The 22,861-nt window shown below is 70.0% G+C and carries 21 protein-coding genes; 11 read left to right on the top strand and 10 right to left on the bottom strand.

Annotated elements, in window-relative coordinates; translation table 11 throughout:
• Window positions 1–25 precede the first annotated feature (25 nt).
• The 8 genes from SACGLDRAFT_RS15035 to SACGLDRAFT_RS15000 all read left to right on the top strand — a co-directional run bounded on the left by SACGLDRAFT_RS15035 (window position 26) and on the right by SACGLDRAFT_RS15000 (window position 9,031).
• Window positions 26–295 (top strand): YggT family protein, encoded by a 270-nt coding sequence (locus SACGLDRAFT_RS15035; RefSeq protein ID WP_040920035.1) that lies wholly within the window; start codon window positions 26–28, stop codon window positions 293–295.
• A gap of 49 nt (window positions 296–344) precedes the next feature.
• Window positions 345–1,190, top strand: a complete 846-nt coding sequence (wag31, locus tag SACGLDRAFT_RS15030) for a DivIVA-like cell division protein Wag31 (RefSeq protein ID WP_005465670.1) — start codon at window positions 345–347, stop codon at window positions 1,188–1,190.
• A 67-nt stretch (window positions 1,191–1,257) separates the two neighbouring features.
• Window positions 1,258–2,094 carry a hypothetical protein gene (locus SACGLDRAFT_RS15025; RefSeq protein WP_005465669.1) on the top strand — a complete coding sequence of 279 codons (837 nt, stop codon included), beginning with the start codon at window positions 1,258–1,260 and terminating at the stop codon, window positions 2,092–2,094.
• A gap of 332 nt (window positions 2,095–2,426) precedes the next feature.
• Window positions 2,427–5,609, top strand: coding sequence for an isoleucine--tRNA ligase (gene ileS, locus SACGLDRAFT_RS15020; protein ID WP_005465668.1), 3,183 nt, complete (start codon window positions 2,427–2,429; stop codon window positions 5,607–5,609).
• Between the two features lie 10 nt (window positions 5,610–5,619).
• Window positions 5,620–5,919: a DUF167 domain-containing protein gene (locus SACGLDRAFT_RS15015; RefSeq protein WP_005465666.1), complete on the top strand. Its 300-nt coding sequence runs from the start codon at window positions 5,620–5,622 to the stop codon at window positions 5,917–5,919.
• A 10-nt stretch (window positions 5,920–5,929) separates the two neighbouring features.
• The gene (locus SACGLDRAFT_RS15010; protein ID WP_005465665.1) at window positions 5,930–7,408 is read left to right on the top strand and encodes a potassium/proton antiporter; all 1,479 of its coding nucleotides are present in this window, start codon (window positions 5,930–5,932) and stop codon (window positions 7,406–7,408) included.
• 76 nt (window positions 7,409–7,484) lie between these two features.
• Window positions 7,485–8,108, top strand: a complete 624-nt coding sequence (lspA, locus tag SACGLDRAFT_RS15005) for a signal peptidase II (protein ID WP_040920033.1) — start codon at window positions 7,485–7,487, stop codon at window positions 8,106–8,108.
• Window positions 8,105–9,031 (top strand): RluA family pseudouridine synthase, encoded by a 927-nt coding sequence (locus SACGLDRAFT_RS15000; RefSeq protein ID WP_085978108.1) that lies wholly within the window; start codon window positions 8,105–8,107, stop codon window positions 9,029–9,031. The genes lspA and SACGLDRAFT_RS15000 overlap by 4 nt, the downstream gene beginning before the upstream one ends.
• Before the next feature lie 60 nt (window positions 9,032–9,091).
• On the opposite strand, the gene SACGLDRAFT_RS14995 is transcribed toward SACGLDRAFT_RS15000, so the two are convergent.
• On the bottom strand, window positions 9,092–10,261 hold the full coding sequence (locus tag SACGLDRAFT_RS14995; protein WP_005465662.1) for an AsnC family protein: 1,170 nt from the start codon (window positions 10,259–10,261) through the stop codon (window positions 9,092–9,094).
• Window positions 10,262–10,295: 34 nt separating this feature from the next.
• Between SACGLDRAFT_RS14995 and SACGLDRAFT_RS14990 the strand changes: the two genes are divergently transcribed.
• Window positions 10,296–11,963, top strand: coding sequence for a DUF885 domain-containing protein (locus SACGLDRAFT_RS14990; RefSeq protein ID WP_005465661.1), 1,668 nt, complete (start codon window positions 10,296–10,298; stop codon window positions 11,961–11,963).
• A gap of 10 nt (window positions 11,964–11,973) precedes the next feature.
• Here SACGLDRAFT_RS14990 and SACGLDRAFT_RS14985 read toward each other — a convergent pair whose 3' ends face one another.
• Complete coding sequence (locus SACGLDRAFT_RS14985) at window positions 11,974–12,642, bottom strand: class F sortase (RefSeq protein WP_005465660.1); 669 nt, start codon at window positions 12,640–12,642, stop codon at window positions 11,974–11,976.
• A gap of 220 nt (window positions 12,643–12,862) precedes the next feature.
• Here SACGLDRAFT_RS14985 and SACGLDRAFT_RS14980 point away from each other — a divergent pair, with 220 nt between their 5' ends.
• Both SACGLDRAFT_RS14980 and SACGLDRAFT_RS14975 read left to right on the top strand, forming a co-directional pair.
• On the top strand, window positions 12,863–13,831 hold the full coding sequence (locus SACGLDRAFT_RS14980; RefSeq protein ID WP_040919135.1) for a Ppx/GppA phosphatase family protein: 969 nt from the start codon (window positions 12,863–12,865) through the stop codon (window positions 13,829–13,831).
• Window positions 13,832–13,859: 28 nt separating this feature from the next.
• Entirely contained in the window at window positions 13,860–14,057 is a 198-nt protein-coding gene (locus SACGLDRAFT_RS14975; RefSeq protein ID WP_005465658.1) for a hypothetical protein, read from the top strand.
• Between the two features lie 8 nt (window positions 14,058–14,065).
• On the opposite strand, the gene SACGLDRAFT_RS14970 is transcribed toward SACGLDRAFT_RS14975, so the two are convergent.
• From SACGLDRAFT_RS14970 to SACGLDRAFT_RS14935, 8 genes are all read right to left on the bottom strand, one after another.
• Window positions 14,066–16,486, bottom strand: a complete 2,421-nt coding sequence (locus tag SACGLDRAFT_RS14970; RefSeq protein ID WP_005465656.1) for a glycoside hydrolase family 65 protein — start codon at window positions 16,484–16,486, stop codon at window positions 14,066–14,068.
• Window positions 16,483–17,229, bottom strand: coding sequence for a beta-phosphoglucomutase family hydrolase (locus SACGLDRAFT_RS14965; protein ID WP_005465655.1), 747 nt, complete (start codon window positions 17,227–17,229; stop codon window positions 16,483–16,485). Before SACGLDRAFT_RS14965 ends, SACGLDRAFT_RS14970 begins: the two co-directional genes overlap by 4 nt.
• A 78-nt stretch (window positions 17,230–17,307) precedes the next feature.
• Complete coding sequence (locus tag SACGLDRAFT_RS14960) at window positions 17,308–17,823, bottom strand: hydrogenase maturation protease (protein WP_040919134.1); 516 nt, start codon at window positions 17,821–17,823, stop codon at window positions 17,308–17,310.
• Window positions 17,824–17,890: 67 nt separating this feature from the next.
• Window positions 17,891–18,223, bottom strand: a complete 333-nt coding sequence (locus tag SACGLDRAFT_RS14955; protein WP_005465653.1) for a DUF3140 domain-containing protein — start codon at window positions 18,221–18,223, stop codon at window positions 17,891–17,893.
• A 35-nt stretch (window positions 18,224–18,258) separates the two neighbouring features.
• Window positions 18,259–19,104 (bottom strand): SDR family oxidoreductase, encoded by an 846-nt coding sequence (locus SACGLDRAFT_RS14950; protein WP_005465652.1) that lies wholly within the window; start codon window positions 19,102–19,104, stop codon window positions 18,259–18,261.
• Window positions 19,105–19,114: 10 nt separating this feature from the next.
• Window positions 19,115–21,238 carry a xanthine dehydrogenase family protein molybdopterin-binding subunit gene (locus SACGLDRAFT_RS14945; protein WP_005465651.1) on the bottom strand — a complete coding sequence of 708 codons (2,124 nt, stop codon included), beginning with the start codon at window positions 21,236–21,238 and terminating at the stop codon, window positions 19,115–19,117.
• Window positions 21,235–22,227: an FAD binding domain-containing protein gene (locus tag SACGLDRAFT_RS14940; protein ID WP_040920031.1), complete on the bottom strand. Its 993-nt coding sequence runs from the start codon at window positions 22,225–22,227 to the stop codon at window positions 21,235–21,237. Before SACGLDRAFT_RS14940 ends, SACGLDRAFT_RS14945 begins: the two co-directional genes overlap by 4 nt.
• The gene (locus SACGLDRAFT_RS14935; protein WP_005465649.1) at window positions 22,224–22,778 is read right to left on the bottom strand and encodes a (2Fe-2S)-binding protein; all 555 of its coding nucleotides are present in this window, start codon (window positions 22,776–22,778) and stop codon (window positions 22,224–22,226) included. Before SACGLDRAFT_RS14935 ends, SACGLDRAFT_RS14940 begins: the two co-directional genes overlap by 4 nt.
• Window positions 22,779–22,861: the final 83 nt, after the last annotated feature.

Genomic DNA, 22,861 nt, shown 5'->3' with positions numbered 1-22,861 from the left:
AGTGGTGCTCGTGGTCGCTGTCCGCATGATTCTGTACTGGCTGCTGTTCGCGTTCTGGCTTCTGCTCACGGCGCGTATCGTGGTGGAGTTCGTGCGTGCCTTCGCCCGTGACTGGCGTCCCGCCGGAGGGGTTGCGGTCGCGCTCGAGACCATCTACACAGTGACCGACCCACCGGTTCGGCTCGTGCGGCGGATTATTCCTGTCGTACGGATCGGCGGCGTGGGACTAGACCTATCGATTATGGTGCTGCTGTTGGTTGTGTTCATACTGATGCAGCTGGCGCTGCCCGGGTAGCGGGGAACCCGGGTGGAACGGCAGGCCATGGAGTGCGTGAGGTGATCTGATGTCGTTGACTCCTGCTGACGTGCATAACGTCGCGTTCAGCAAGCCTCCAATCGGCAAGCGGGGCTACAACGAGGACGAGGTGGACGCTTTCCTCGACCTCGTCGAGACCGAACTTGCCCGGTTGATTGAGGACAATAACGAGCTGCGGCAGCAGGTCGAACAGCTCGATGCCGAGTTGGAATCAACTCGTAGCGAGCTGGAATCCGTCAAGGCTCACGCAGCCCACGACGACGCCTCCTCGCGCCGGCTGGCTCCCGTGCCGCCGCCCGCGTCGCCGATGGAGCAGACGCAGGCCACGGGCCTGATGGCCGACAGCGGAGAGCCGAACGTCCAGGCCGCGAAGGTGCTCGGTCTCGCGCAGGAGATGGCCGACCGGCTCACCGCCGAGGCCAAGACCGAGTCGGACACCATGCTCGCCGAGGCGCGCGCCAAGTCCGAGCAGCTGCTGTCGGACGCGCGGGCGAAGGCCGACTCGATGGTCAACGACGCGCGGACCCGCGCCGAGACCATGCTGAACGAGGCGCGTACCAGGGCGGAGACCCTGGAGCGGCAGGCGCGTGAGAAGGCGACCAACCTGGATCGCGAGGCTCAGCGCAAGTACACCGAGACACTGAACAACCTCAACACCGAGAAGACCGCGCTCAACAAGAAGATCGAGGAACTGCGCACGATAGAGCGCGAGTACCGGACCCGGCTGCGTGGCTTCCTGGAATCTCAACTGCGCGAGTTGGACGACAGGGGCTCGGCGGCACCCGCCTCGGCGTCCTCGTCCGGCAGCAGTTCGAGCCAGTCGAGCAGCAGCGGACAGAGCTACTCGTTCGGTCCGCGCGCGGAAGCCGGCTGAGTTCACTCGCGCGGGCGTCATGGCAGGTCACCCGGCCGTGACACCGGGAAATGTGCTGTAATTCACCGTGCTCTACATCGTCCTCCTTCTGGTGCTGGTGGCCCTGGGGCTGGTGGTGGCGGCACTCGTCACGGCCAGCTCGCTGTGGGCCTGGGTGTCGATCGGTACGTCCGCTCTCGCCGGGGTGTTGCTCCTCGTCGACCGCGTTCGGCGGCGGCCGCGCAACTCGGCGGGAGCGTCGGTGGAGTCTCGGGACACCGCCGACGGGGACCGGGCCGCCGTGGGTGCCGGGGACCGTGAGACCGAGGGCGCGCACGCCGACGCCACCGAGTCCTCGGAGAAGTCGTCCTCGGAGAAGTCCGAGCCGCCCGCGGCCGCGGGCGACGGGTCCGACTCCGCGGCCGACGGACTCGCCGACGCCGCCTCCGGTGGGTCCGGTACCGGGGCCACCGACGACGTGACGGCGGGAGCCGGGGAGAGTCGGGAGTCGGGTCGTCCGACGTTCGTGGCGAGCGCCCCGGAGCCGGACCAGGAGCGGAAGGTTCCGGCGAGGGAACCGGTCGCGGCGAACGGGGTCGACCTTCTCACGGACACCGCGCCCCGCACGGCGCTGCTGGCGTCGTCGGGCGAACTCGCCGGGGCGGACGTCGACCCGCCCGAGGAGGAGACCTCGGGCGACGACGCGCTGCTCGTGTCCCAGCTGGAGGCAGAGGTCCTGGTGGTGGACGAGTATCCGCGCTACCACCTCGGTCACTGCGCCTGGCTCGGTACGCGGGCCACGATCCCGTTGGCGGTGAAGGAGGCACGGGATCTCGGGTTCACGCCGTGTGGCCTCTGCGGCCCCGACGCGAAGCTGGCGGCGTCCCACAGGCGGCGTCGCGTGCCGCGCCGGAACACCGCCTAGGGGCTCTCGTCACGAGGACGGGTCCCCGGCCGACGTCCCGACGGGCCCGGCTACGCTATACGGCACAGGCGTCGATCCGGCCATCACCGGGGAGCTTCCGGAAGAACGGACGTCCGCGGCGACGCCGCGGGGTCTCAGTAGAACCGGACGGGACCGGCCCGTCACAGCCGTCGAAACGAGTGGTCCGCGCTTCGTGACCGGCGCGGGCAAGCGGGGTGGTACCGCGGGTACGTGCGTCACCGGACGCCGTCTCGTCCCCGAGCAGGCCGTCGAACCCGATGGCAGCACGGCCCTGAGCGAGACAGCGAAGACCGCGGAGGAGCACACCGCAGATGTATCCGAAGGCGTCCTTCGGCGACCAGCCCGCCGACCGGGTTCCTGCCCAACCGTCGTTTCCCGCGTTGGAGAAGGAGGTCCTGGCCTACTGGGAGGCCGACCGGACCTTCGCCGCGACCGTCGAGGCTCGTGAGGCCGGTACCAACGGCAGCAACGAGTACGTCTTCTACGACGGCCCGCCCTTCGCCAACGGTCTGCCGCACTACGGTCACCTGCTCACGGGTTACGTCAAGGACATCATCCCGCGCTACCAGACTATGCGCGGCAAGCGCGTCGAGCGCCGATTCGGTTGGGACACCCACGGGCTGCCCGCCGAGCTGGAGGCCGAACGCCAGCTCGGGATCACCGACAAGTCGCAGATCGACGACATGGGCATCGCCGAGTTCAACCAGGCGTGCCGGGACTCGGTGCTGCGGTACACGAAGGAGTGGCGGGACTACGTCACCCGCCAGGCCCGCTGGGTGGACTTCGACAACGACTACAAGACGCTCGACATCACCTACATGGAGTCGGTGATCTGGGCGTTCAAGCGGCTGTGGGACAAGGGCCTGGTGTACGAGGGGTACCGAGTCCTGCCGTACTGCTGGCGCGACGAGACGCCGTTGTCGAACCACGAGCTGCGGATGGACGACGATGTCTACAAGCGCAGGCAGGACCCGGCCGTCACCGTCGGCTACCGGGTCGAGGGCAACGACGGTGCGCTCGCCGAGCTCAACGGCGCCTACCTGCTGATCTGGACCACGACCCCGTGGACGCTTCCGTCGAACCTCGCCACGGCGGTCCACCCCGAGGTCGACTACGTGGTGGTGCGCACGGACGACGGCAAGCGGTTCGTGCTGGCCGAGGCGCGGGTGGCCGCCTACGCCAGGGAACTCGGGGAGGAGCCCGAGGTGGTGGCCCGGTACAAGGGCACCGACCTGCTCGGCACCCGGTACGCGCCGCCGTTCCCGTACTTCGTGGGCCATGAGAACGCGCACCGCGTGCTGGCCGCGGACTACGTGACCACCGACGACGGCACCGGCATCGTCCACATCGCGCCCGCCTACGGTGAGGAGGACAAGGCCGTCACCGACGCCGCGGGCATCACGCCGGTCACGCCGGTGGACTCGAAGGGGCGTTTCGACTCGCAGGTGCCGGACTACGAGGGCCAGAACGTCTTCGACGCGAACGCCAACATCATCCGGGACCTGAAGAACGGCACGGGCGCGGCGGGCAAGCAGGGTGCGATCCTGCTGCGCCACGAGACCTACGAGCACTCGTACCCGCACTGCTGGCGGTGCCGGAACCCGCTCATCTACCGCGCCGTCTCGTCGTGGTTCGTGGCGGTGACGAAGTTCAAGGACCGCATGGTCGAGCTGAACCAGCAGATCACGTGGTACCCCGAACACGTCAAGGACGGTCAGTTCGGCAAGTGGCTGGAGAACGCCCGCGACTGGTCGATCTCACGCAACCGGTACTGGGGGACGCCGATCCCGGTGTGGGTGTCGGACGACCCCAACTACCCGCGCGTGGACGTCTACGGCTCGCTCGACGAGTTGGAGCGCGACTTCGGGGTGCGGCCCACCGACCTGCACCGGCCGCACATCGATGCCCTGACCCGACCGAACCCCGACGACCCGACCGGCAAGTCGACCATGCGCCGGGTGCCGGACGTGCTGGACGTGTGGTTCGACTCCGGGTCGATGCCCTACGCGCAGGTGCACTACCCGTTCGAGAACGCCGAGTGGTTCGAGCACCACTACCCCGGCGACTTCATCGTCGAGTACATCGGGCAGACGCGCGGCTGGTTCTACACCCTGCACGTGTTGGCGACGGCGTTGTTCGACCGTCCGGCGTTCCGCACGTGCGTGTCGCACGGCATCGTCCTCGGCTCCGACGGCCAGAAGATGTCGAAGTCGTTGCGGAACTACCCGGACGTCAACGAGGTGTTCGAGCGTGACGGCTCCGACGCCATGCGCTGGTACCTCATGTCGAGCCCGATCCTGCGCGGCGGCAACCTGATCGTCACCGACAAGGGCATCCGCGACTCCGTGCGCCAGGCCGTGCTGCCGCTGTGGAACTCGTACTACTTCCTGGCGCTGTACGCCGGCGCGGAAGGCGTCTCGGGCACGGTGCGAACGGATTCGCGGCACGTGCTCGACCGCTACCTGCTCGCGAAGACCCACGAGCTGGTCACCGACGTCGGCAACGCCCTCGACGACTACGACATCGCGGGCGCGTGCTCCACGGTGCGGGACTTCCTGGAAGTGCTGACCAACTGGTACGTGCGTCGTTCGCGGGACCGGTTCTGGGAGGGCGACCGCGACGCCATCGACACGCTGCACACCGTGCTGGAGGTGGTGTGCCGCACGCTCGCTCCGCTGCTGCCGTTGACCACCGAGGTGGTGTGGCGCGGGTTGACCGGAGGACGGTCGGTGCACCTCACCGACTGGCCGCTGGTGGACGAGCTTCCCGCCGACCCCGCGTTGGTGACGGCCATGGACCACGTGCGGCAGGTGTGCTCGTCGGCGTTGTCGCTGCGCAAGGCGAACAAGCTGCGAGTCCGGTTGCCGCTGGCGAAGCTACTCGTGGCGACGGAGCACGCCGACACGTTGCGGCCGTTCGCCGACATCATCCGTGACGAGGTCAACGTCAAGGCGGTCGAGTTCACCACCGACGTGGCCGCCTACGGCGGGTTCGAGGTCGCGGTCAACGCGCGGGTCGCGGGGCCGAGGCTGGGCCGGGACGTGCAGAAGGTCATCAAGGCCGTGAAGGCGGGCGATTGGACCACCACCGCCGACGGCACCGTGGTGGCCGCCGGGATCGAGCTCCGTGAGGGCGAGTACGAGCGGCGTCTCGTGGCCAAGGACTCCGGCGCGGCGGCCGAGCTGCCGGGTGGCACCGGCCTGGTGCTGCTCGACACCGAGGTGACCGACGACCTGGCGCGCGAGGGTGTGGCCCGTGACCTGGTGCGCGTGGTGCAGCAGGCGCGGCGCGACGCGGGGCTGGCCGTGTCCGACCGGATCACCCTCACCGTCGACGCGCCGGAGGAGGTCACGGCCGCCGCGAAGGAACACGAGGCGTTCCTCGCCTCCGAGACCCTGGCCACGGCCGTGCGGTTCGCCCCCGTGGCGGAGGGGTTCTCGGGCACGGTCGGCGATGGCGCGCGGGTCACCGTCTCGGTGACCACGAACGCCTGACAGCGCCGCCATGCGGGTCGCCGTCCGGGTGAAGGCCGGAGCGAAGCGTGACGGTGTCGGCGGACGATGGGACGGGGCGCTCGGGGAGGCCCTCGTGGTCTCCGTCCGGGCGCCCGCCGTCGACGGCAAGGCGAACACCGCGGTGTGCCGGGTGCTGGCCGCCGCGTTCGGACTGCGGGCACGCGACGTGACCGTCGTGAGGGGACAGCGGTCCCGCGACAAGCTCGTGGAGTTCCCGGACGTGGAGGGCGTCGCGGAGCGGGTCGCCGAGCTGTTGGAGTCCCGTGTGGAGGCACACGGCCCAGGCTGAGCGAGGTGCCATGAACGATCTGCCCGTCGTGCTCGGCGCGGGTGCGATCGTTCTGCTCGCCTCGGTGTTCGCCGTTCGGTTCTCCATCCGGCTCGGTGTCCCGTCGCTGTTGATCTACTTGGGCATCGGTGTCCTGCTCGGGGAGGCCGGCCTCGGCGTTCAGTTCGAGAACGCCACCGTCATGCAGAGCCTCGGCATCGCGGCGCTGGTGATGATTCTGGTCGAGGGCGGGCTGACCACCCAGTGGTCGGCCGTGCGGCCGGGGCTCGGTCCCAGCATCGTGTTGTCGGTGGTGGCCGTCGTGGTGACGGTCGTGGTCACCGGGGCGGCCCTGCACTGGCTGTTGGACCTCGAATGGCGGACGGCGCTGCTGTGGGGCGCCGTGTTGTCGTCCACCGACGCGGCGGCCGTGTTCTCGGTGCTGCGTTCCTCGGGCATCGGACGACGGCTGTCCGGTGTCGTGGAGTTGGAGTCGGGGCTCAACGACGCGCCGAGCTACATCGCGGTGGTGTTGCTGACCGCCGGCGTCTCCGTGGACTGGAACCTGCCGCTGCGACTGCTCTACCAGCTCGGGATCGGAGCGGTGGTCGGGCTGGCCTTCGGGGTGGCGGGCGGATGGCTGTTGCGCCGGATCGCGCTGCCGGCCACCGGGCTCTATCCGCTGGCGACCGTGGCGATGTGCGTGCTCGCGTACTCGGGCGCGCAGTTGGCGAACGCCTCCGGGCTGCTCGCGACCTTCCTGGCCGGTCTCGTCCTGGGAAACTCCCGGCTGCCCCACCGGTCCAACACCCTGTCGTTCGCGGAGGGGCTGGGCTGGATAGCGCAGATCGGGGTGTTCGTGCTGCTGGGGTTGTTCTCCTCACCGAGCAGGCTGCCCGACGCCGTCGTTCCCGGTCTGGTGGCGGGGCTCGTGGCCGTGCTGGTCGCGCGGCCGCTCGCCGTGGTGCTGTCCACGACGCCGTTCCGGGTCCCCTGGCGGGAGCAGGTGTTCTTGTCGTGGGCGGGGCTGCGAGGGGCGGTGCCGATCGTGCTCGCGACCATTCCGCTCGCCGCGGACCTTCCGGGTGCGCAGTTGTTGGTGGACGCCGTGTTCGTGATCGTCATCGTGTACACGCTGCTGCAGACGGCGTTCATGACGCCGTTGGCCAAGGCACTCGGGGTGGCCTCCCTCGCGGAGCCTCGGGAGGTCGGCATCGATGCGGCGCCGCTGGACGAGCTCGGCGCGGTGCTGCTCCAGGTGCGGATCCCGAAGGGGTCCCGGTTGCACGGCGTGTACCTGGCCGAGTTGCGGCTGCCACGAGGGGCGAGCGTGAGCCTGGTGGTGCGTCGCGGCACGGGCTTCACCCCGGAGTCGACGACCCGGCTGCAGGAGGACGACCAGCTCCTCGTCGTCACCACCGAGGCCGCCCGCAACGCCACCGAGCGCAGGCTGCGCGCCGTCGGCAGGGCGGGACCCATCGCGCGGTGGAGGGGGGAGACCGGGGATTGAGGCCGTCGCGGAGGGCCGACCGTCGTCCGGGACGGCTGCGTGACCGGAGCCGACGGGCGACGTGGACAATGAACCGGTGAACACCGAGCAACAACCTGACCCCTCGGATACCGAGGAGCCGCGGCGGACCGCCCCGAGTCGGCGGCGCACGGTGGGGGTGCTGATCCTCGTCGCGGTGCTCGCCTACGCCGTCGACGTGGTGACCAAGGTGGTCGTCACGGAGACCCTGGAGGGTGAGGAGCCGGTCCGGCTGCTGGGGGGCGCGGTGTACCTCCAGCTGCTGCGGAACCCGTACGCGGCGTTCGGCATGGACATCGGAGGGACGTGGCTCCTCACGGTCATCGCCGTGGCCGTCGTGGTCGGTATCGTGTGGTTCGCGCGTCGTCTCCGTTCAACGGGATGGGCGATCGGGCTCGGGCTCGTGCTCGCCGGGGCGCTCGGTAACCTCACCGACCGAATCTTCCGGGCGCCCGCCGTGTTCCAGGGACACGTGGTGGACTTCATCTCGGTGTTCGGGCCGAACGGCGAGTTCTTTCCCGTGTTCAACGCGGCGGATTCGGCCATCACGATCGGCGCGGTCCTCATCGTGCTGCTCACCCTGTTGGGGCGGGACTACGACGGGACCGTGATCCCACGGGGACGGCGGGCGAAGGAGAACGAGGAGTCGGACACCGAGGACGAGGAGCGGCCGGAGGCGTGAGCAGTCGCATGTTGCCCGTGCCGGACGGGCTGGACGGGATGCGGGTCGACGCGGGGCTCGCCAAGCTGTTGGGGCTGTCGCGAACCGTCGTCGCCGAGCTCGCGGCTTCGGGCGAGGTCCTGCTCGACGGCAAGCCGGCGGGCAAGTCGGATCGGCTCGTCGCGGGCGGGTTGCTGGAGGTGACCCTGCCCGAGCCGGCCGCGCCGGTGGAGGTCGTCGCCGAACCCGTCGAGGGGCTGCACATCCTCCACGAGGACGACGACATCGTGGTGGTGGACAAGCCCGTGGGGGTCGCCGTTCACCCCAGCCCCGGCTGGACGGGGCCGACCGTGGTCGGCGGTCTGGCCGCGGCGGGACTGCGGATCTCCACCTCCGGGGCCGCCGAACGCCAGGGGGTGGTGCACCGGCTCGACGCGGGCACGACGGGCGTGATGGTGGTCGCCAAGAGCGAGCACGCGTACTCGGTGCTGAAGCGGGCGTTCAAGGAACGCACCGTGAAGAAGGGCTACCACGCGCTCGTGCAGGGGCATCCGGACCCGACCCGAGGCACGATCGACGCGCCCATCGACCGTCATCCGCGACACGACTACAAGTTCGCGGTCGTGGCGGGAGGGCGGCCGTCGGTGACGCACTACGAGGTGACCGAGGCCTTTCGCGCCGCGTCCCTGGTGGACGTCCGGTTGGAGACGGGGCGCACCCACCAGATCCGCGTCCACTTCTCCGCGATGCGTCACCCGTGTGTCGGTGACCTCACCTACGGCGCCGATCCCGTGCTCGCCCGCAAGCTCGGGCTGAGCCGGCAGTGGCTGCACGCGCGGACACTGGGCTTCGCCCACCCCGCCGACGGCCGGTGGGTCGAATTCACCAGTGAGTATCCGGCCGACCTCGCGAGCGCCCTCGACATCCTGCGCGCCGAGTCCTGATCCCGGCCACCGCGGCGTGGTCGGTGTCCCGGGGTCGGTGCGCGGGCGGCGAAGGCCGTGTCAGTCCTCCAGCGACCAGGTGAGGCTGCGTTCGTCGGGCTCCGGTCGGGGGCTCCACCGCACGGCGGTGATCCGCACCGACTCGTTCACGACGTACACCGTGTGGCCGCCACTCGTCTCACCCGGCCGGACACCGATCTTGTGGGGTGGTCGCGACGTGAGCGACACCGGTGCCTTGGCGATCGCGGTGCCGTCGGCGGTGAGTAGTTCGAGGTAGTTGTCCGGCAGGGAGGCGAATGGGATCGTGCCCTTGTTGGTGATCTCGGTGTGGACGACGATCGCGCGCTCGCCCTCCTCCAGGGAGTAACCGGCCGCCGAGAACAGGTAGTCGGCCGGGTCCTGGACTTCGAGCAACTGCACCGCCAGCTGCTCGCCCTCCAGCCCCACGGTGTTCAACACGTCGCCGGGGCGGCCCTGCTTGGGGGTGTTGGGCACGGGCGGCGCGCCGCCCGTCGTGGGGGGTTGGTCTCCCCGCGCCCACAGGGCGCTCTGCGGCGGCCCCCAGGTGCTCATGACCGGGTCCGGCGGCGGTAGCGGAGTCGGTTGCTGTTGCGGGGCCTGCTGTTGCGGTGCCGGGTGAGGTGCCGGTCCGGGTGCGGGTGCCCCCGGATACGTTCCGCTGGGGGTGCCGTGCACCTGGTGAGCCCCGCTGGGCGTGCCGTGGACGGCATACGTTCCGCTGGGAGTGCCCTGCACCTGATAGGCCCCACTGGGAGTGCCCTGCGCGGTGTGTCCTCCGCTCGCGGGGAACGAGCCCGACGGCGTGCCGGGCACCTGGTAGGCCCCGCTGGGGGTGCCCTGCACGTGGTGCGGTCCACTGGGCGTGCCCTGCACGTGGTAGACCCCGCTGGGCGTGCCGTGCACCTGGTGGGGGCCGCTGGGGGTGCTCTGGGCGGGATAGGGACCGCTCGGAGGTCCGGCGAGCTGGTTCGTGCCGGGGTGCTGCACGTGAGGTTGGGGAGAGCCCGCCGCGAGCGCGGCTCGCAGGCCGGCCGGGTCGCTTTCCACCCCGACGAGCAACGGAAGGCCCTGTGCTGACAGGCCGACGAGGCGATAGGCGACGTCGCGTGGGTCCATCCCCACTTTCGCGGCGAGCTCGTGTACGGCCATCTTGCCCACTTCCGCCAAAGCGGTGAGCAGGCGTGCGTCGACAGGGTCGGTCCAGGTCACGATCACGAGCCTAGTCGGCCGGTAAGCTGCGTCCATGACGCCCACGACCGTGAGCAACCTCGCCGATGAGTGCGTCGACCTGTTCTTCGACATCGAGCCCCTGTGGCCCGTGGTCACGGGGATCGACTCGACTCGGACGGGCTTGGGGGACGTGACGGCCGACGCGGAGGCGCGGCACAAGGCCGCGTTGGAGCGTCTTCTGGCCCGCGCGCGGGCCCTCGACGTCGAGGGGCTGTCCGACGCGGATCGGGTGACCCGTGAGGTGATCATCAGTCAGGCCCGGTCGCGTCTTGAGCGGCTCGACAGCCGGCTGGTCGAGTTCACGATCACCGACTTCTTCGTGGGCCCCGCCTCGAACCTGCTCACGGTCCTGCCCATGGTGGGGATCGCCGACTCCGCGCAGGGTCGGGCCCACCTCGAACGACTCGCGGCCATTCCGACGTACCTGGAGCAGGTGGCCGAACGCCACCGGGAGGGGATCGCCGCGGGACGCACGCCCGTCGCACACCTGGTCCGGGCCGCGGCCGAACACCTCGATCGGTATCTCGCCGCTCCGGACGACGACCCGCTTCGTCGGCAGGAAGCGCCGGACGCGGAGTTCGCCGACCGCCGCCAGCGGCTGCTGGCCGACGTGGTGCGGCCCGCGTTCGCCCGTTACCGAGACGTGCTGCGGTCGGAACTGCTGGACCACGGGAGGCCGCAGGACCGTCCGGGGGTGTGCCATCTTCCCGACGGCGATGCCGTGTACGCGGCGCTGGCGCGGGTCCACACGACGACGGATCGCGACCCCGAGGAGTTGCACGCCACCGGCCTCGACTGCATCGCCCGGCTGGCGGAGGAGTACGCGGAGGTCGGTCGGCGGGTCTTCGGCACCGGTGACCTCGGCGAGATCTTCGCGAGGTTGCGGACCGACCCGGCGCTGCGGTGGAACAGCGCCGAGGAGCTGCTCGACACCGCGCGAGCCGCCATCACTCGTGCGGAACGGGAGGCGCCGAAGTGGTTCGGCCGCATTCCACCGCAGCCGTGGGTGGTCGAACCGGTTCCGGCGGCGGAGGCTCCGGGAGCCGCTGCCGCGTACTACCTCCAGCCCTCCGTCGACGGGACACGTCCCGGCACGTACTTCGCGAACACGCACCGGGTGACCGAGCGGTTCCGGCACACGGCGGAGGTGACTGCGTTCCACGAGGCGATTCCGGGCCACCACTTCCAGCTCAGCACGGCGATGAACCTCACCGACCTGCCGTTGCTGCGGAGGATCAGCGACGTCAACGCCTACACCGAGGGCTGGGGGCTCTACTCCGAGCGGCTGGCGGACGAGATGGGGCTCTACTCCGACGACATCGCCCGGCTCGGGATGCTCAGCACGGATTCGATGCGTGCCGGTCGGCTGGTGGTCGACACCGGGCTGCACGCGAAGGGCTGGACCAGGCAGCAGGCGATCGACTTCCTCGAACGCAACACGCCCATGGCTCAGGTGGAGATCGTCGCCGAGGTCGACCGTTACATCGCCTATCCGGGACAGGCGTTGTCGTACATGGTGGGCCGATTGGAGATCCAGCGCCTCCGTTCCGAGGCGGAGCAGACGTTGGGGGAGCGGTTCGACATCCGCGACTTCCACGATCTCGTGCTCGGTGGGGGAGCCCTGCCGATGACCGTGCTGGAGGACGTCGTGCGGACGTGGGTGCGTCGCCGGAAAGGCTGAGCGGGCCGGTTCAGTCCTTGTCGAGCGCCGCGGTGAGTCGAGCCGACACGACCACCGCCGTGCTGTCGGCCGGGGGATCGAGCTCGCTTGAGGTGGTCAGCAGCCGCAGTTCGGGTTCGTCGGTGGCGCGGAGGGCGTAGTCCAGCGCGTACTTCTCGGGCACCTCCTCCACGCGGTAGACCGTGAACACGGCGACCGTGCCGTCGGTGCGGGTGATCCGTACGGTGTCTCCCGGCCGAAGCAGGTGCAGGGAGTAGAAGCTGCCGCGTTCGTAGGCGAAGGACGCGTGTCCGAGAAGGACGGAAGCGCCGGGCTCGCCGGGAGTGGGTTCGGAGGCCAACCAGCCCACGGCGGTGGCGTGTCCGGGTATTTCGATCACTCCCGCCGGGGTGCGATCGAGGCTGACGACCGTCTCGACATCGACGTCGAGCGAGGGAATCTCGACCCGTATCGGGGAGGACGCGGGCAGGGCGTCTCGGGCGGGTGGTGCCTTCTCGGCGGTGATGGTGCGAGAGGCCCAGTTCTCCGTGCCCAGGGGCAATGTCGGCGTCGGGTCGATGTCGGTCTCCGGGCGGGTCAGGATCGTGATGACCGCGGTCGCGGCGACGAGCATCACGGCGGCGGTCACCACCGCGGCCTGGCGCAGTTCGGGCGGTCGGGCGTTCAGGGGCGTGAACATGGACAGTGGTTCCCCGGTTCCGCCGCGCGATTTCGGATCACCGATCGCCCCCTTCTGCGATTAATCCCTCCGGAAGTGAGATCGTTCGCGTCGAAACATTGTTACCGAAAAGCGACGACGCGGATTGAATGTCACCTATTCGGGTTATACGCCTGTAATCCCTCGCCGGAGATGGGAATTCTGGTGGTTCGGCCGGTGACCGACGAAAGGGTGGACGACTGTGACGACAAGGGGCACGGTGGCCGTGCTCGACGTGGGGTGCTTCAGTGCGCGGCTGCTGGCGGTGGACCGCGGCGGGTCCCTGTTGGAACCCGTGGTGAGCCACAAGACCCGGCTCCGCCTCGACCGGGCGCTCGACGCCTCGGGGCGGTTGCGCGCCGAAGGGGTGGAGGCGGTCGTCTCCGCCGTCCGCGTGGCCGGTGAGGTGGCGCGGCAACACGGCATCGAGGACGTGTTCTGCCTCGCGACGTCGTCGATCCGGGACGCCCGTAACGCGAACGAGGTGATCTCACGGGTTGAGTCCGACACCGGACGGAGCCTGCGGTTCCTCAGCGGCACCGACGAGGCTCGCCTGTCCTACCGGGCCGCGCGTGCCTGGTTCGGGGTCGGTGTCGGCCCCCTGTCGGTCCTCGACATCGGCGGCGGCACGCTCGAACTGGCGGCCGGTCGCGGGATGCACGCCGACTTCGCCCGGTCGCTGCCCCTCGGGGCTCGGGAGACCACGCGGGCCTGGCGGCTCGACACCGACCGCCCCTCGGAGGACACCATCGAGGCGCTGCGCAACCACGCCATCGAGGAGATCCGCGAGGCGCTCGGCGAGGACGAGGCGCGGCTGCGCGAGTTCGGCACCGTGGGCTGCTCGAAGATGCTGCGCCAGCTGGCCGTCCTGGCGGGGCGGCGTCGCAAGGGCGCTGTGAAGACCAGGGAGCTGCATCTCGAAGACGTTCGGAGGGTGATCCCCCGGCTGGCGGCCCTGCCGCCGTCGCGGCGTGCCGAACTTCCGGGCATCTCCAGGCCCAGGGCCCGGCAGTCGCTGGCGGGCGCCGTGGTCGCCGAGGCCCTGCTCACCGTGTTCGGCGGTCCCGCGGTGATCTGCCCCTGGTCCACCACCCACGGGGTGTTGTTGGCGCTGATGGAGAACCCGGACGCCCTCCGGGAACGACCCGGAGGGCGGGTCAACGCCGCCTGAGCGAGGAAGGGTGGGGAGAGTGAGGCCGATGCGACCGGATGAGCACGTCCCCGGTGGGACCGAACCGGAGCCGCCGGACTCCGGCCCCGAGCCCACCCCGAAGCGGGGTAAGCGGGACCTCGGCGGAGTGCCCTCCCGCGACGTTCCCGAGCCCCCGAACCGGGACGAGGTACGGCCCGACGACGAGGTGACACCCGACGCGGGTCCGATCGAGCCGCCCGGCTGACCGCCCGCCTACGCGGGAGGAGCGGTAGCGGCCGGACTCGGGGACTCCACCGGGGCCACCGGCTCGGACCGGACGGCCCGCCTCATCGGTGCGCGCCACGCGGGCTGGGAGGGACGCTCCTGCGGCTCGGCCGGAGGGATCGGCATCGTGACGGGCTCCGTGGACACCGTCACCGGGATGTCGTAGTGGGTGATGGTGAACGGAGTGCCGTCCGTGAGCCAGTAACGAGCGAAGTCCCGTTGGATCTCCACGGAGAACTGGTTGCCGCGGAAACACATGCGGAAGGAGATACGGCGAGGTATCGGAGGCAGCCGGGGTTTGAAGCTCAACTCGCCGTCGTAGTCGCGCATGCCGCCGAAACCGGCCACGATCGCCAGCCACGATCCCGCCAGCGCCGCCATGTGCAACCCGTTCCGGACGTTGTGGTGCAGGTCGTGCAGGTCGGTGAGGACGGCTTCGGCGAAGTAGTCGTAGGCCAGCTCCAGATGGCCGCACTCGGCGGCGATCACCGCCTGGGTGGCGGCCGACAGCGAGGAGTCCCGCACGGTCAACGCCTCGTAGTACGCGAAGTTACGGCGTTTCTGTTCCAGGGAGAACGCATCACCGCGCAGGTGCATGGCCAGCACGAGATCGGCCTGTTTGACGACCTGTTTTCGATAGAGGTCGAAGTAGGGGTAGTTCAACAACAGCGGATAGCGGTCGGGCGGGGTGTTCGCGAAGTCCCATTTGGCATGCTCGGTGAACCTCTCCGACTGCGGGTGCACCCCCAGCAATTCGTCGTAGGGAATCCGCATCTTTCGCGCTGCCTCGCGCCATCCCGCGACCTCGATGTGATCGACGCCGAGGGCCTCGGCGATGTCGGGTTGCCGTTCGCAGGAGTCGGCCGCGCCGCGCAGATTCCGCTGCGCCATCAGATTGGTGTAGACGTTGTTGTCCACGACGGCGGAGTACTCGTCGGGACCGGTGACCCCGTCGATGCGGAAGCCGCCGTGAGGGTCGTGGTGACCGAGCGAGATCCACAGTCGCGCGGTCTCGGTGAGCAGTTCGGTGCCGCATTCGCGTTCGAACTCGGTGTCGTGGGTGGCGTTCAGGTAGCGCAGCACGGCGTCGGCGATGTCGGCGTTGACGTGGAACGCCGCCGTACCCGCGGGCCAGTACGCCGAGCACTCGGCACCGTTGATCGACCGCCAGGGGAACGCGGCCCCTCGGAGCCCGAGCTGCGCCGCTCGTTCCTTCGCCTTGTCCAAGGTGGAGTGTCTCCATCGGAGCGCGTCCCTGGCGGCGTCGGGGAGCGTGTAGGTCAACAACTGCAGCACGAACGTCTCGGTGTCCCAGAAGGCGTGTCCGTCGTAGCCCGGTCCGGTGAGCCCCTTGCCGGGGATCGCACGGCTCTCACCACGGGCCCCGGCCTGAAGCACGTGGAACAGGGCGAACCGGATGGCTTGTTGCAGTTCGGGATCGCCGTCGAGCTGCACGTCCGCGCTCGCCCAGAAGTTGTCGAGGAATTCTCGTTGTTCCCGTAGCAGGCCTTCCCAGCCGGTTTGGAGCGCGCCGGCGAGAGCCGCGTCCACCTGGGCCCGCAGCGCCGGGATGGAGCGCTGGGCCGACCAGCCGTAGGCGAGGTACTTGGTGAACCGCAGGGTGCTTCCCATCGGCACGTCCACGGCGATGGTCAGCCGAGCCAGGTCCTCCTCGCACTCCAGGTGGGTGCGTAGTCCGCGACAGGGCTCGATCTGGTGGTCCATGGCGGCGGCCATCCGCAGGCCCGAGCGTTTGGTCCGGTGGACGAGCACGGCGCGGAAGTCCTCGGCTTTGGCGTACTCGCCCACCAGGGGAGCCTCCAACGCGGCGGCCACCCGAGGGTCGCCCGACTCCGATTCGATCGGTTCGTTGGTGAGCAGATCGGACTGGGCGACCAGTTGAATCCGCCCGTCGAGCGGTTCGACCTCGTAACGGATGGCGGCGACCGCCCGCTGGGTGAACGACACGAGTCGTTCGGTGCGGACCCGGACGCGACGGCCCGTGGGCGAGGTCCACTCGGTCTCCCGCCGCAGGGTGCCCGACCGGAAGTCGAGTACCCGGTAGTGGTTGGTGGCCTGGCCGTAGCGCATGTCGAGCGGCTCGTCCTCCACCAGCAGGCGGATGACCTTGCCGTCGGTGACGTTGACCACCGTCTGCCCCGCTTCCGGGTAGCCGTAGCCGGCCTCGGCGTAGGGCAGTCCGTGTTCCTCGTAGAAGCCGTTGAGGTAGGTGCCCGGCAGGCCGCGGGGCTCGGCCTCCTCCAAGGTGCCCCGCATCCCGATGTGTCCGTTGGACAGGGCGAACGTCGATTCGGTGCGCTGCAGCTCGTCCACGTCGAGCCCCTGCCACCGCAGCTCCCACGGCGAGAGGATGTATCCGCGTTCCGGCACCGGCCCGTTGTTCGTCACGCGTTCTCCTCCAGCAGATCGGCGAGGTCGTCGACGACGACGTCGGCGCCCTGCTCCCGCAAGGCCTTCTCCTGGTCGGCGTGCGCTTCGGGGGCGGCGCGATTGACACCGACCACGTAGCCGAAGCCACCGTCCCGACCGGCACGTACCCCGGCCTGCGCGTCTTCGAACACCGCCGCCGCGGAGGGGCGAACCCCGAGCTCGGCGGCGCACGCGAGGAACGAGTCGGGAGCGGGCTTCCCACGCAGGCCCCGCTCGCGGATGGTGTTTCCGTCGACACGGGCCCGCACGTAGTCGGTGAGTCCGGCGGCGTCCAGCACCGTCGCGCCGTTGGCCGACGACGTGACCACGCCGATGGCGAGTCCGTGCGCGCGGGCGGCGTCGAGGTAGCGGACCGAGCCCGGATACGGGGTGACACCGTCGGAGATCAACCGCAGCAGCAGGCGGTTCTTGCGGTTGCCGATGCCGTGCACGGTCTCGGCGTCGACGTCGTCGTCCTCCCGGCCCTCCGGAAGCTTGATGCCCCTGGACGCCAGGAAGGCGCGGACACCGTCGAGTCGGGAGCGACCGTCGACGTAGGTGACGTAGTCCTGCTCGTCGAACGGAGCCGCGTCGGGGTCGCGCTCCTGCAAGAACTCGTCGAAGGTCCGCTTCCAGGCGCGCATGTGCACGGCGGCGGTACTGGTCAGTACGCCGTCGAGGTCGAACAGACACGCGGTGATCGCGTCGGGTAACCCGATCATTCCTTTCACGCTAGTAGCCGTTCGACCACTCGGCATGACGAGAAACCCGGGTAGTCGAACGGCTATCGGGTTACCGCGTCATTCGCTCACGGGTTGGAGCCGGTGGTCCGCCGGTGTCGACGGCGGCTCGGCGGGACCGCCCCACACCAGTTCGGTGATGAGCCCGACCGCTCGGGGTACCGCGCTTTTCACCTCGGGGCTGAGCCCCACGCCCGTGGTGGTTCGCGGTTCGCAACTGACGACGACCAGCCGGGAGGCGTCGCCGCCGAGCAGCCGCAGGAGGGGGAGCGCGGTCGCCGGGGTGAGGCCGTGGGGGCCCGGGGCGGAGAGGGGCTCGGGGGTGCCGGTGAGATCCAGGTCGGTGACCCGTAACTGTCCGGGAGCCCCACCGCGGGGCGAACCGTCCACCAGCACGGTGGTGTCGTAGCCGCCGAGCAGGTCGCAGTCGAGCCGACCCGAACCGATGCCGTGGTCGGCGAGTTGTACCCACGCGGGTAGTTGCTGCTCCGCCAGTCGCTGGACCACTTCCGGGGCGAAGCCCTCGTCCCCACGCAGGATGGTGCCAATACCCGTGACCAGCACGCGTGGCCTCATGGTTGCCACGGTAGGCGCGTGCCGGGGCGAGCACAACGCTTCGGCCCGCGGGCAGAGGATGCCCGGCTCACGGGGCGGGTTTCAGGGGGTCGTGACCAATCGTCATCAGCCGGTGGCGCCAGTGGACGTCCCCGGCGGTGGGTTCGAGATCGCCCCGCCGCTGTCCGTGCACGCGATCGACGACCCGCCGCATCACCTCCACGTCGTCGGTGCCGAGATCGCTCTTGCGTTTGCCGAGGATCTCCAGCACTCGCCTGCCCAACTGTGGCCCGGCTCGGTCGGGCAGCTCCTCGTCCTCCGCCGTGGCCGAACGAGTCCGCAGCCATTCGGAGAGCTCCCGCGACGACATGTTGACGACCCGGTGGAACTCCTCCCACAGTTGGTCGATCCCCGCGTCCATGTGGCACCTCCTCGGTGGTCGCTCGGGCATCGTTTTCAGCCCGGAGTCGTCTCGCCACCGAGCGCGGCCAGGACCTCACCGGTGTAGTACGACGACATCTGGTTCGCGGCGAGGAAGACGTACGACGGGGCGAGTTCGTCCGGGTCGGCGGCTCGGCCCATGGGCGCCTGCTGCCCGAACTGTTCGACGTGCTCGGCGGACATCGTGGCGGGAATCAGCGGAGTCCACACGGGCCCCGGAGCGACGCAGTTGACCCGGATGCCCCTCGGTATCAGCGACTGGGCCATCGCGAACGTCCACGCGTGCACGGCGCCCTTGGTGGCCGAGTAGTCGATGAGCTTCTTGTTGCCGCGCAAGCCGTTGACGGACCCGCTGTTGATGATCGCGCTGCCCTCGGGCATGTGCCGCAGTGCCGCCGCGGTCACGCGGAAGTAGGAGTGGACGTTCACGTCGAAGGTACGCAGCCACTCCTCGTCGTCGATCTCGTCGAAGGACTCGTGCTCCTGCTGGGTCGCGACGTTGTTCACCAGCAGGTCGAGGCCGCCGAACTCGCGTACGGTGTCGGCGACCACCCGTTCGCAGTGGGCCCTGTCGGCCAGGTCTCCCGGCAGCAGCAGGCAACGACGGCCCTGCTCCCGCACCAGTTTCGCGGTGTGTTCGGCGTCGTCGTGCTCGGTGAGGTAGGCGATGGCGACGTCGGCGCCTTCCTTCGCGAACGCCACGGCGACGGCGCGACCGATGCCGGAGTCACCGCCCGTGACGAGGGCCTTGCGGTCGCGAAGCAGGTCGCGGCCCACCCAGTCGCGCATCTCGTCGCGCGGTCGCGGGGCCATGCTGCCGGTGTCACCGGGCGGGTGTTGGCTCTGTCGTGGCTGGTTCACCGATCACTCCTCACACAACCAGGGCGGGTTCGAACACCTTGTCGTTCGTGATGGGCAGGTCGCGGACCCGTATCCCGGTGGCGTGGTACACGGCGTTGGCGATCGCGGCGGCCGTGCCCACGATGCCGATCTCGCCGATCCCCTTGCTGCCCATGGGATTCGGGTACGGGTCCTCCTCGGCGATCCACCGCGCTTCCACCGAGGGCACGTCGGCGCACGTCGCGATGTGGTACTCCGCGAGGTCGTGGTTGACCACGAAACCGAGGCGTTCGTCGAGCACGCTGGTCTCGTGCAGGGCCATCGACAGCCCCATCGTCATGCCACCGACGAGCTGGGACCGGGCCGTACGCGGGTTGATCACCCGGCCGACGGCGAAGACCCCGAGCAGTCTCGGCACGCGGATCTCGCCGGTGTAGACGTTGACCCGCACCTCGGCGAACTGCGCACCGTAGGCGGCCATGGCGAACCGCTCGGCATGGCCGTCGTCGGGCATGGTGGCGGCGAACTCGTCACCGTCGGTGGGAGTGAACCCGTACTTGTCGCGGAACCGGCGGGCCGCCGCCACGACGGTCGAACCCCAGTTCGTGGTGCCCGACGACCCGCCCGCCACGGGGGCGCGCGGGAGATCGCTGTCACCGATGCGTACCTCGATGTCGTCGGGGGAGACGTCGAGCGCGTCGGCCGCGATCTGGGTCAGCACCGTCCACGCTCCGGTGCCCAGGTCGGCCGCTCCGATCGACACCTCGTAGCGGCCCCGATCGGCGTCGGCCCGGTAGCGCACCGACGCCCATGCCGAGCCGGGCCTCCGCAGCACCGGGTAGGTGGACCCGGCCACTCCGGTGCCCACCCACCAGTCGCCGTCGAGGGTCGAACGGGGCAGGCGCGGGCGGGAGTCCCAACCGAACCACCGCGCCCCCTCGGTGAGGCAGGCCACGAAGTTGCGCGTCGAGTACGGCATCCCGCTCTCGGGGTCCCGTTCCGGTTCGTTGCGGATGCGTAACTCGATGGGGTCGAGGCCGCAGGCCTCGGCGAGTTCGTCCATCGCGACCTCGGGGGCGAACATGCCGGGACACTCGCCGGGCGCGCGCATCCACGACGGCACCGAGAGGTCGAGCGCCGCCAGCCGGTGGGTGGTGCGCCGGTGAGGGGCGGCGTACATCGTCCGGGTCGGTAGCCCGGTCTGCTCGGCGAACTCCTTGTAGCGCGAGGTCAGCTCGACGACGTCGTTGCTGATGCCGGTGAGCCTGCCGTCGGCGTCGGCGGCCAACCGCATTCGCTGGATGGTGGGCGTGCGGTATCCGACGAACGAGAACATCTGCTGTCGGGTCACCGCGAACTTCACCGCTCGTCCCTCGACTCGGGTGGCGGCCAGCGCCGTGAGGGCCACGTGCGCGTGCGGCATGCCCTTCGACCCGAACCCTCCGCCGACGTACGGCGACACGACCCGGATTCGGTCGGGCGAGAGCTCGAACAGCGCCGCCACGGCGTCCCGTAGGGGGTGCACGCCCTGCGTGGAGTCGTACAGGGTGAGCGCGGGAGAGGCGTTCCCGCCGTGCCAGAGCGCCACGGTGGTGTGGGGCTCCATCGGGTTGTTGTGGTACATCGCCGTGGTGTAAGTGGCGTCCACCGCCCTGCTGGCGGACGCGAAGGCCGTGTCCGGGTCGCCGGTGAGGGTGTCGGTGGGATGTTTCGGGTTCACCACATCGGGTTTGTAGAGGTCGGCGCGATCGGCGGACAGCGTGACGTCGTGCGGCCGGACCTCGTAGGCGACTCGGACGAGGTCGGCGGCCTGGCGGGCGATCTCCGGTGTCTCGGCCACCACCGCCGCGACGAGCTGCCCTCGGAACCACACCTCGTCGGACTGCAGCACCGCGAGCTCCGGGTCGTCGTCGCGCCGCAGCCGGGGAGCGTTGAATGGCGTGAGCACCGTGAGCACCCCGTCGAGCGCGGTGGCGGCTCTCGCGTCCACCTCGGTGACCCGTCCCCTCGCGACCGTCGACTGCACGGGGTGCAGGTACGCGGGGTCGGGGACCCGGTGTTCGTAGGCGTACGGAGCCGTACCCGTCACCTTCGCCCACCCGTCGACGCGCTCGCGAGCGGTCCCCATGGCCCGAGGGTGCAGTGACTCGCTCATGGGCTTTCCTCCCGCGCCAGTTCCCGCAACACGGAGACGAACATCGAACGCGCCAGAGTGATCTTGAACGCGTTGTCCCGCAACGGTCTCGCGTCGGCGAGTTCGGCCTCGGCCGCCGCGTGGAAGGCCTCGGACGTCGCACGGGCACCCCGTAACGCCCGTTCGGCCGCCGTCGCGCGCCACGGTTTGTGCGCCAGGCCCCCGAACGCGACGCGGACGTCCCGCACCACCCCACCGGAGATGTCGAGGACCGCCGCCACGGACACCAGGGCGAAGGCGAACGACGCGCGGTCGCGTGCCTTGGCGTACCGGGAACGCCGCGCGGACCGCAGCGGGGGCAGGTCCACGGCGGTGATCAGCTCGCCGTGTTCGAGCACCGTGTCCCGCTCGGGGTGTTCGCCGGGCAGGCGGTGCAGCTCGGCGACCGGTATCGCGCGCTCGCCGTCCGCGGTGCGGACCCGTACGACGGCGTCGAGCGCGGCGAGCGCCACGGCCATGTCCGACGGATGCACGGCCACGCAGTGGGGGGACGCGCCGAGCACCGCGTGGTAGCGCGTGTAGCCGTCGAGTGCCGAGCACCCCTCGCCCGGCGACCGTTTGTTGCAGGGGGTCGTGACGTCCTGGAAGTACACGCAGCGGGTGCGTTGCAACAGGTTGCCCCCCACGGTGGCGAGGTTGCGCAGTTGTCCGGACGCCCCGGTGAGCAGGGCCTGCGAGAGCACCGGGTAGCGGCGGCGAACCAGTGGGTGGGCGGCGACCTCGCTGTTGAGGGCCCCGGCGCCGAGCCGTAGCCCGCCGTCGGGCAGCTCCTCGACGTCCCCGAGCGGCAGGGCCGTGATGTCGACGAGCACCTCGGGGGCGGCGATGCCGAGCTTCATGTGGTCGACGAGGTTCGTGCCGCCCGCGAGGTAGGCGGCCCTGCGGTTGCCCGTCACCGCCGCGACGGCGGTCTCGGCGTCGGTGGCCCGCTCGTAGTCGAAGGGGATCACGACGTCGCGCCCCGCCATTCGTCGTCCGTGGCCGTCAGGCCCTCCGCCTCGGCCACCGCCTCGACGGCCGCGACGATGCCCTGGTACGCACCGCAGCGGCACAGGTTCCCACTCATGCGTTCCCGGATCTCGTCGGCGTCGAGGGTGGGAGTGACCGCGGTGGGAGGGGTCACCGAACTCGGCCACCCGGCCCGCACCTCGGCCAGCATCCCCGCAGCCGAACAGATCTGCCCCGGAGTGCAGTACCCGCACTGGAGGGCGTCGTGGTCGAGGAAGGCCCGGTGCAGCGGGTGAGGAGCGCCGTCGTCGCCGCGCAGGCCGTCGCTCGTGGTGATCGTGGACCCGTCCGCCGCGACGGCGAGCGTCAGGCAGGTGGTGACCCTTCGCCCGTCCCGGAGGACGGTGCACGAACCGCACTGGCCGTGATCACAGCCCTTCTTCGGTGCCGTGATTCCGAGCCGGTCGCGCAGCGCGTCGAGGAGTGTGACACGGGTGTCGACCGACAGCCGGTGGCGTTCGCCGTCGACGATGAGCGTGATCTCGCTGTGCATGCCACCCCGTCCCGATCGTCGCGAACACGTGCCTTGCGCGGCTCGGCTGCGGCTTACCCCACCGGTGGTGGCACCAAACGGCG

Source organism: Saccharomonospora glauca K62 (assembly GCF_000243395.2).
Classification (GTDB): Bacteria; Actinomycetota; Actinomycetes; order Mycobacteriales; family Pseudonocardiaceae; genus Saccharomonospora; species Saccharomonospora glauca.
Note: the sequence above shows the minus strand (reverse complement) of the source record. Positions and strands in the feature narration are given on the sequence as shown.

What these genes read in the sequence shown, in the direction of transcription:
- SACGLDRAFT_RS14960 (WP_040919134.1), bottom strand. Translation starts at nt 17,823, where the DNA reads ATGAGGCCACGCGTGCTGGTCACGGGTATTGGCACCATCCTGCGTGGG.
- wag31 (WP_005465670.1), top strand. Translation starts at nt 345, where the DNA reads ATGTCGTTGACTCCTGCTGACGTGCATAACGTCGCGTTCAGCAAGCCT.
- SACGLDRAFT_RS14935 (WP_005465649.1), bottom strand. Translation starts at nt 22,778, where the DNA reads ATGCACAGCGAGATCACGCTCATCGTCGACGGCGAACGCCACCGGCTG.
- SACGLDRAFT_RS15010 (WP_005465665.1), top strand. Translation starts at nt 5,930, where the DNA reads ATGAACGATCTGCCCGTCGTGCTCGGCGCGGGTGCGATCGTTCTGCTC.
- SACGLDRAFT_RS14965 (WP_005465655.1), bottom strand. Translation starts at nt 17,229, where the DNA reads ATGATCGGGTTACCCGACGCGATCACCGCGTGTCTGTTCGACCTCGAC.
- ileS (WP_005465668.1), top strand. Translation starts at nt 2,427, where the DNA reads ATGTATCCGAAGGCGTCCTTCGGCGACCAGCCCGCCGACCGGGTTCCT.
- SACGLDRAFT_RS15015 (WP_005465666.1), top strand. Translation starts at nt 5,620, where the DNA reads ATGCGGGTCGCCGTCCGGGTGAAGGCCGGAGCGAAGCGTGACGGTGTC.
- SACGLDRAFT_RS14985 (WP_005465660.1), bottom strand. Translation starts at nt 12,642, where the DNA reads ATGTTCACGCCCCTGAACGCCCGACCGCCCGAACTGCGCCAGGCCGCG.
- SACGLDRAFT_RS14990 (WP_005465661.1), top strand. Translation starts at nt 10,296, where the DNA reads ATGACGCCCACGACCGTGAGCAACCTCGCCGATGAGTGCGTCGACCTG.
- SACGLDRAFT_RS14945 (WP_005465651.1), bottom strand. Translation starts at nt 21,238, where the DNA reads ATGAGCGAGTCACTGCACCCTCGGGCCATGGGGACCGCTCGCGAGCGC.
- SACGLDRAFT_RS14955 (WP_005465653.1), bottom strand. Translation starts at nt 18,223, where the DNA reads ATGGACGCGGGGATCGACCAACTGTGGGAGGAGTTCCACCGGGTCGTC.
- SACGLDRAFT_RS14975 (WP_005465658.1), top strand. Translation starts at nt 13,860, where the DNA reads ATGCGACCGGATGAGCACGTCCCCGGTGGGACCGAACCGGAGCCGCCG.
- SACGLDRAFT_RS15035 (WP_040920035.1), top strand. Translation starts at nt 26, where the DNA reads ATGATTCTGTACTGGCTGCTGTTCGCGTTCTGGCTTCTGCTCACGGCG.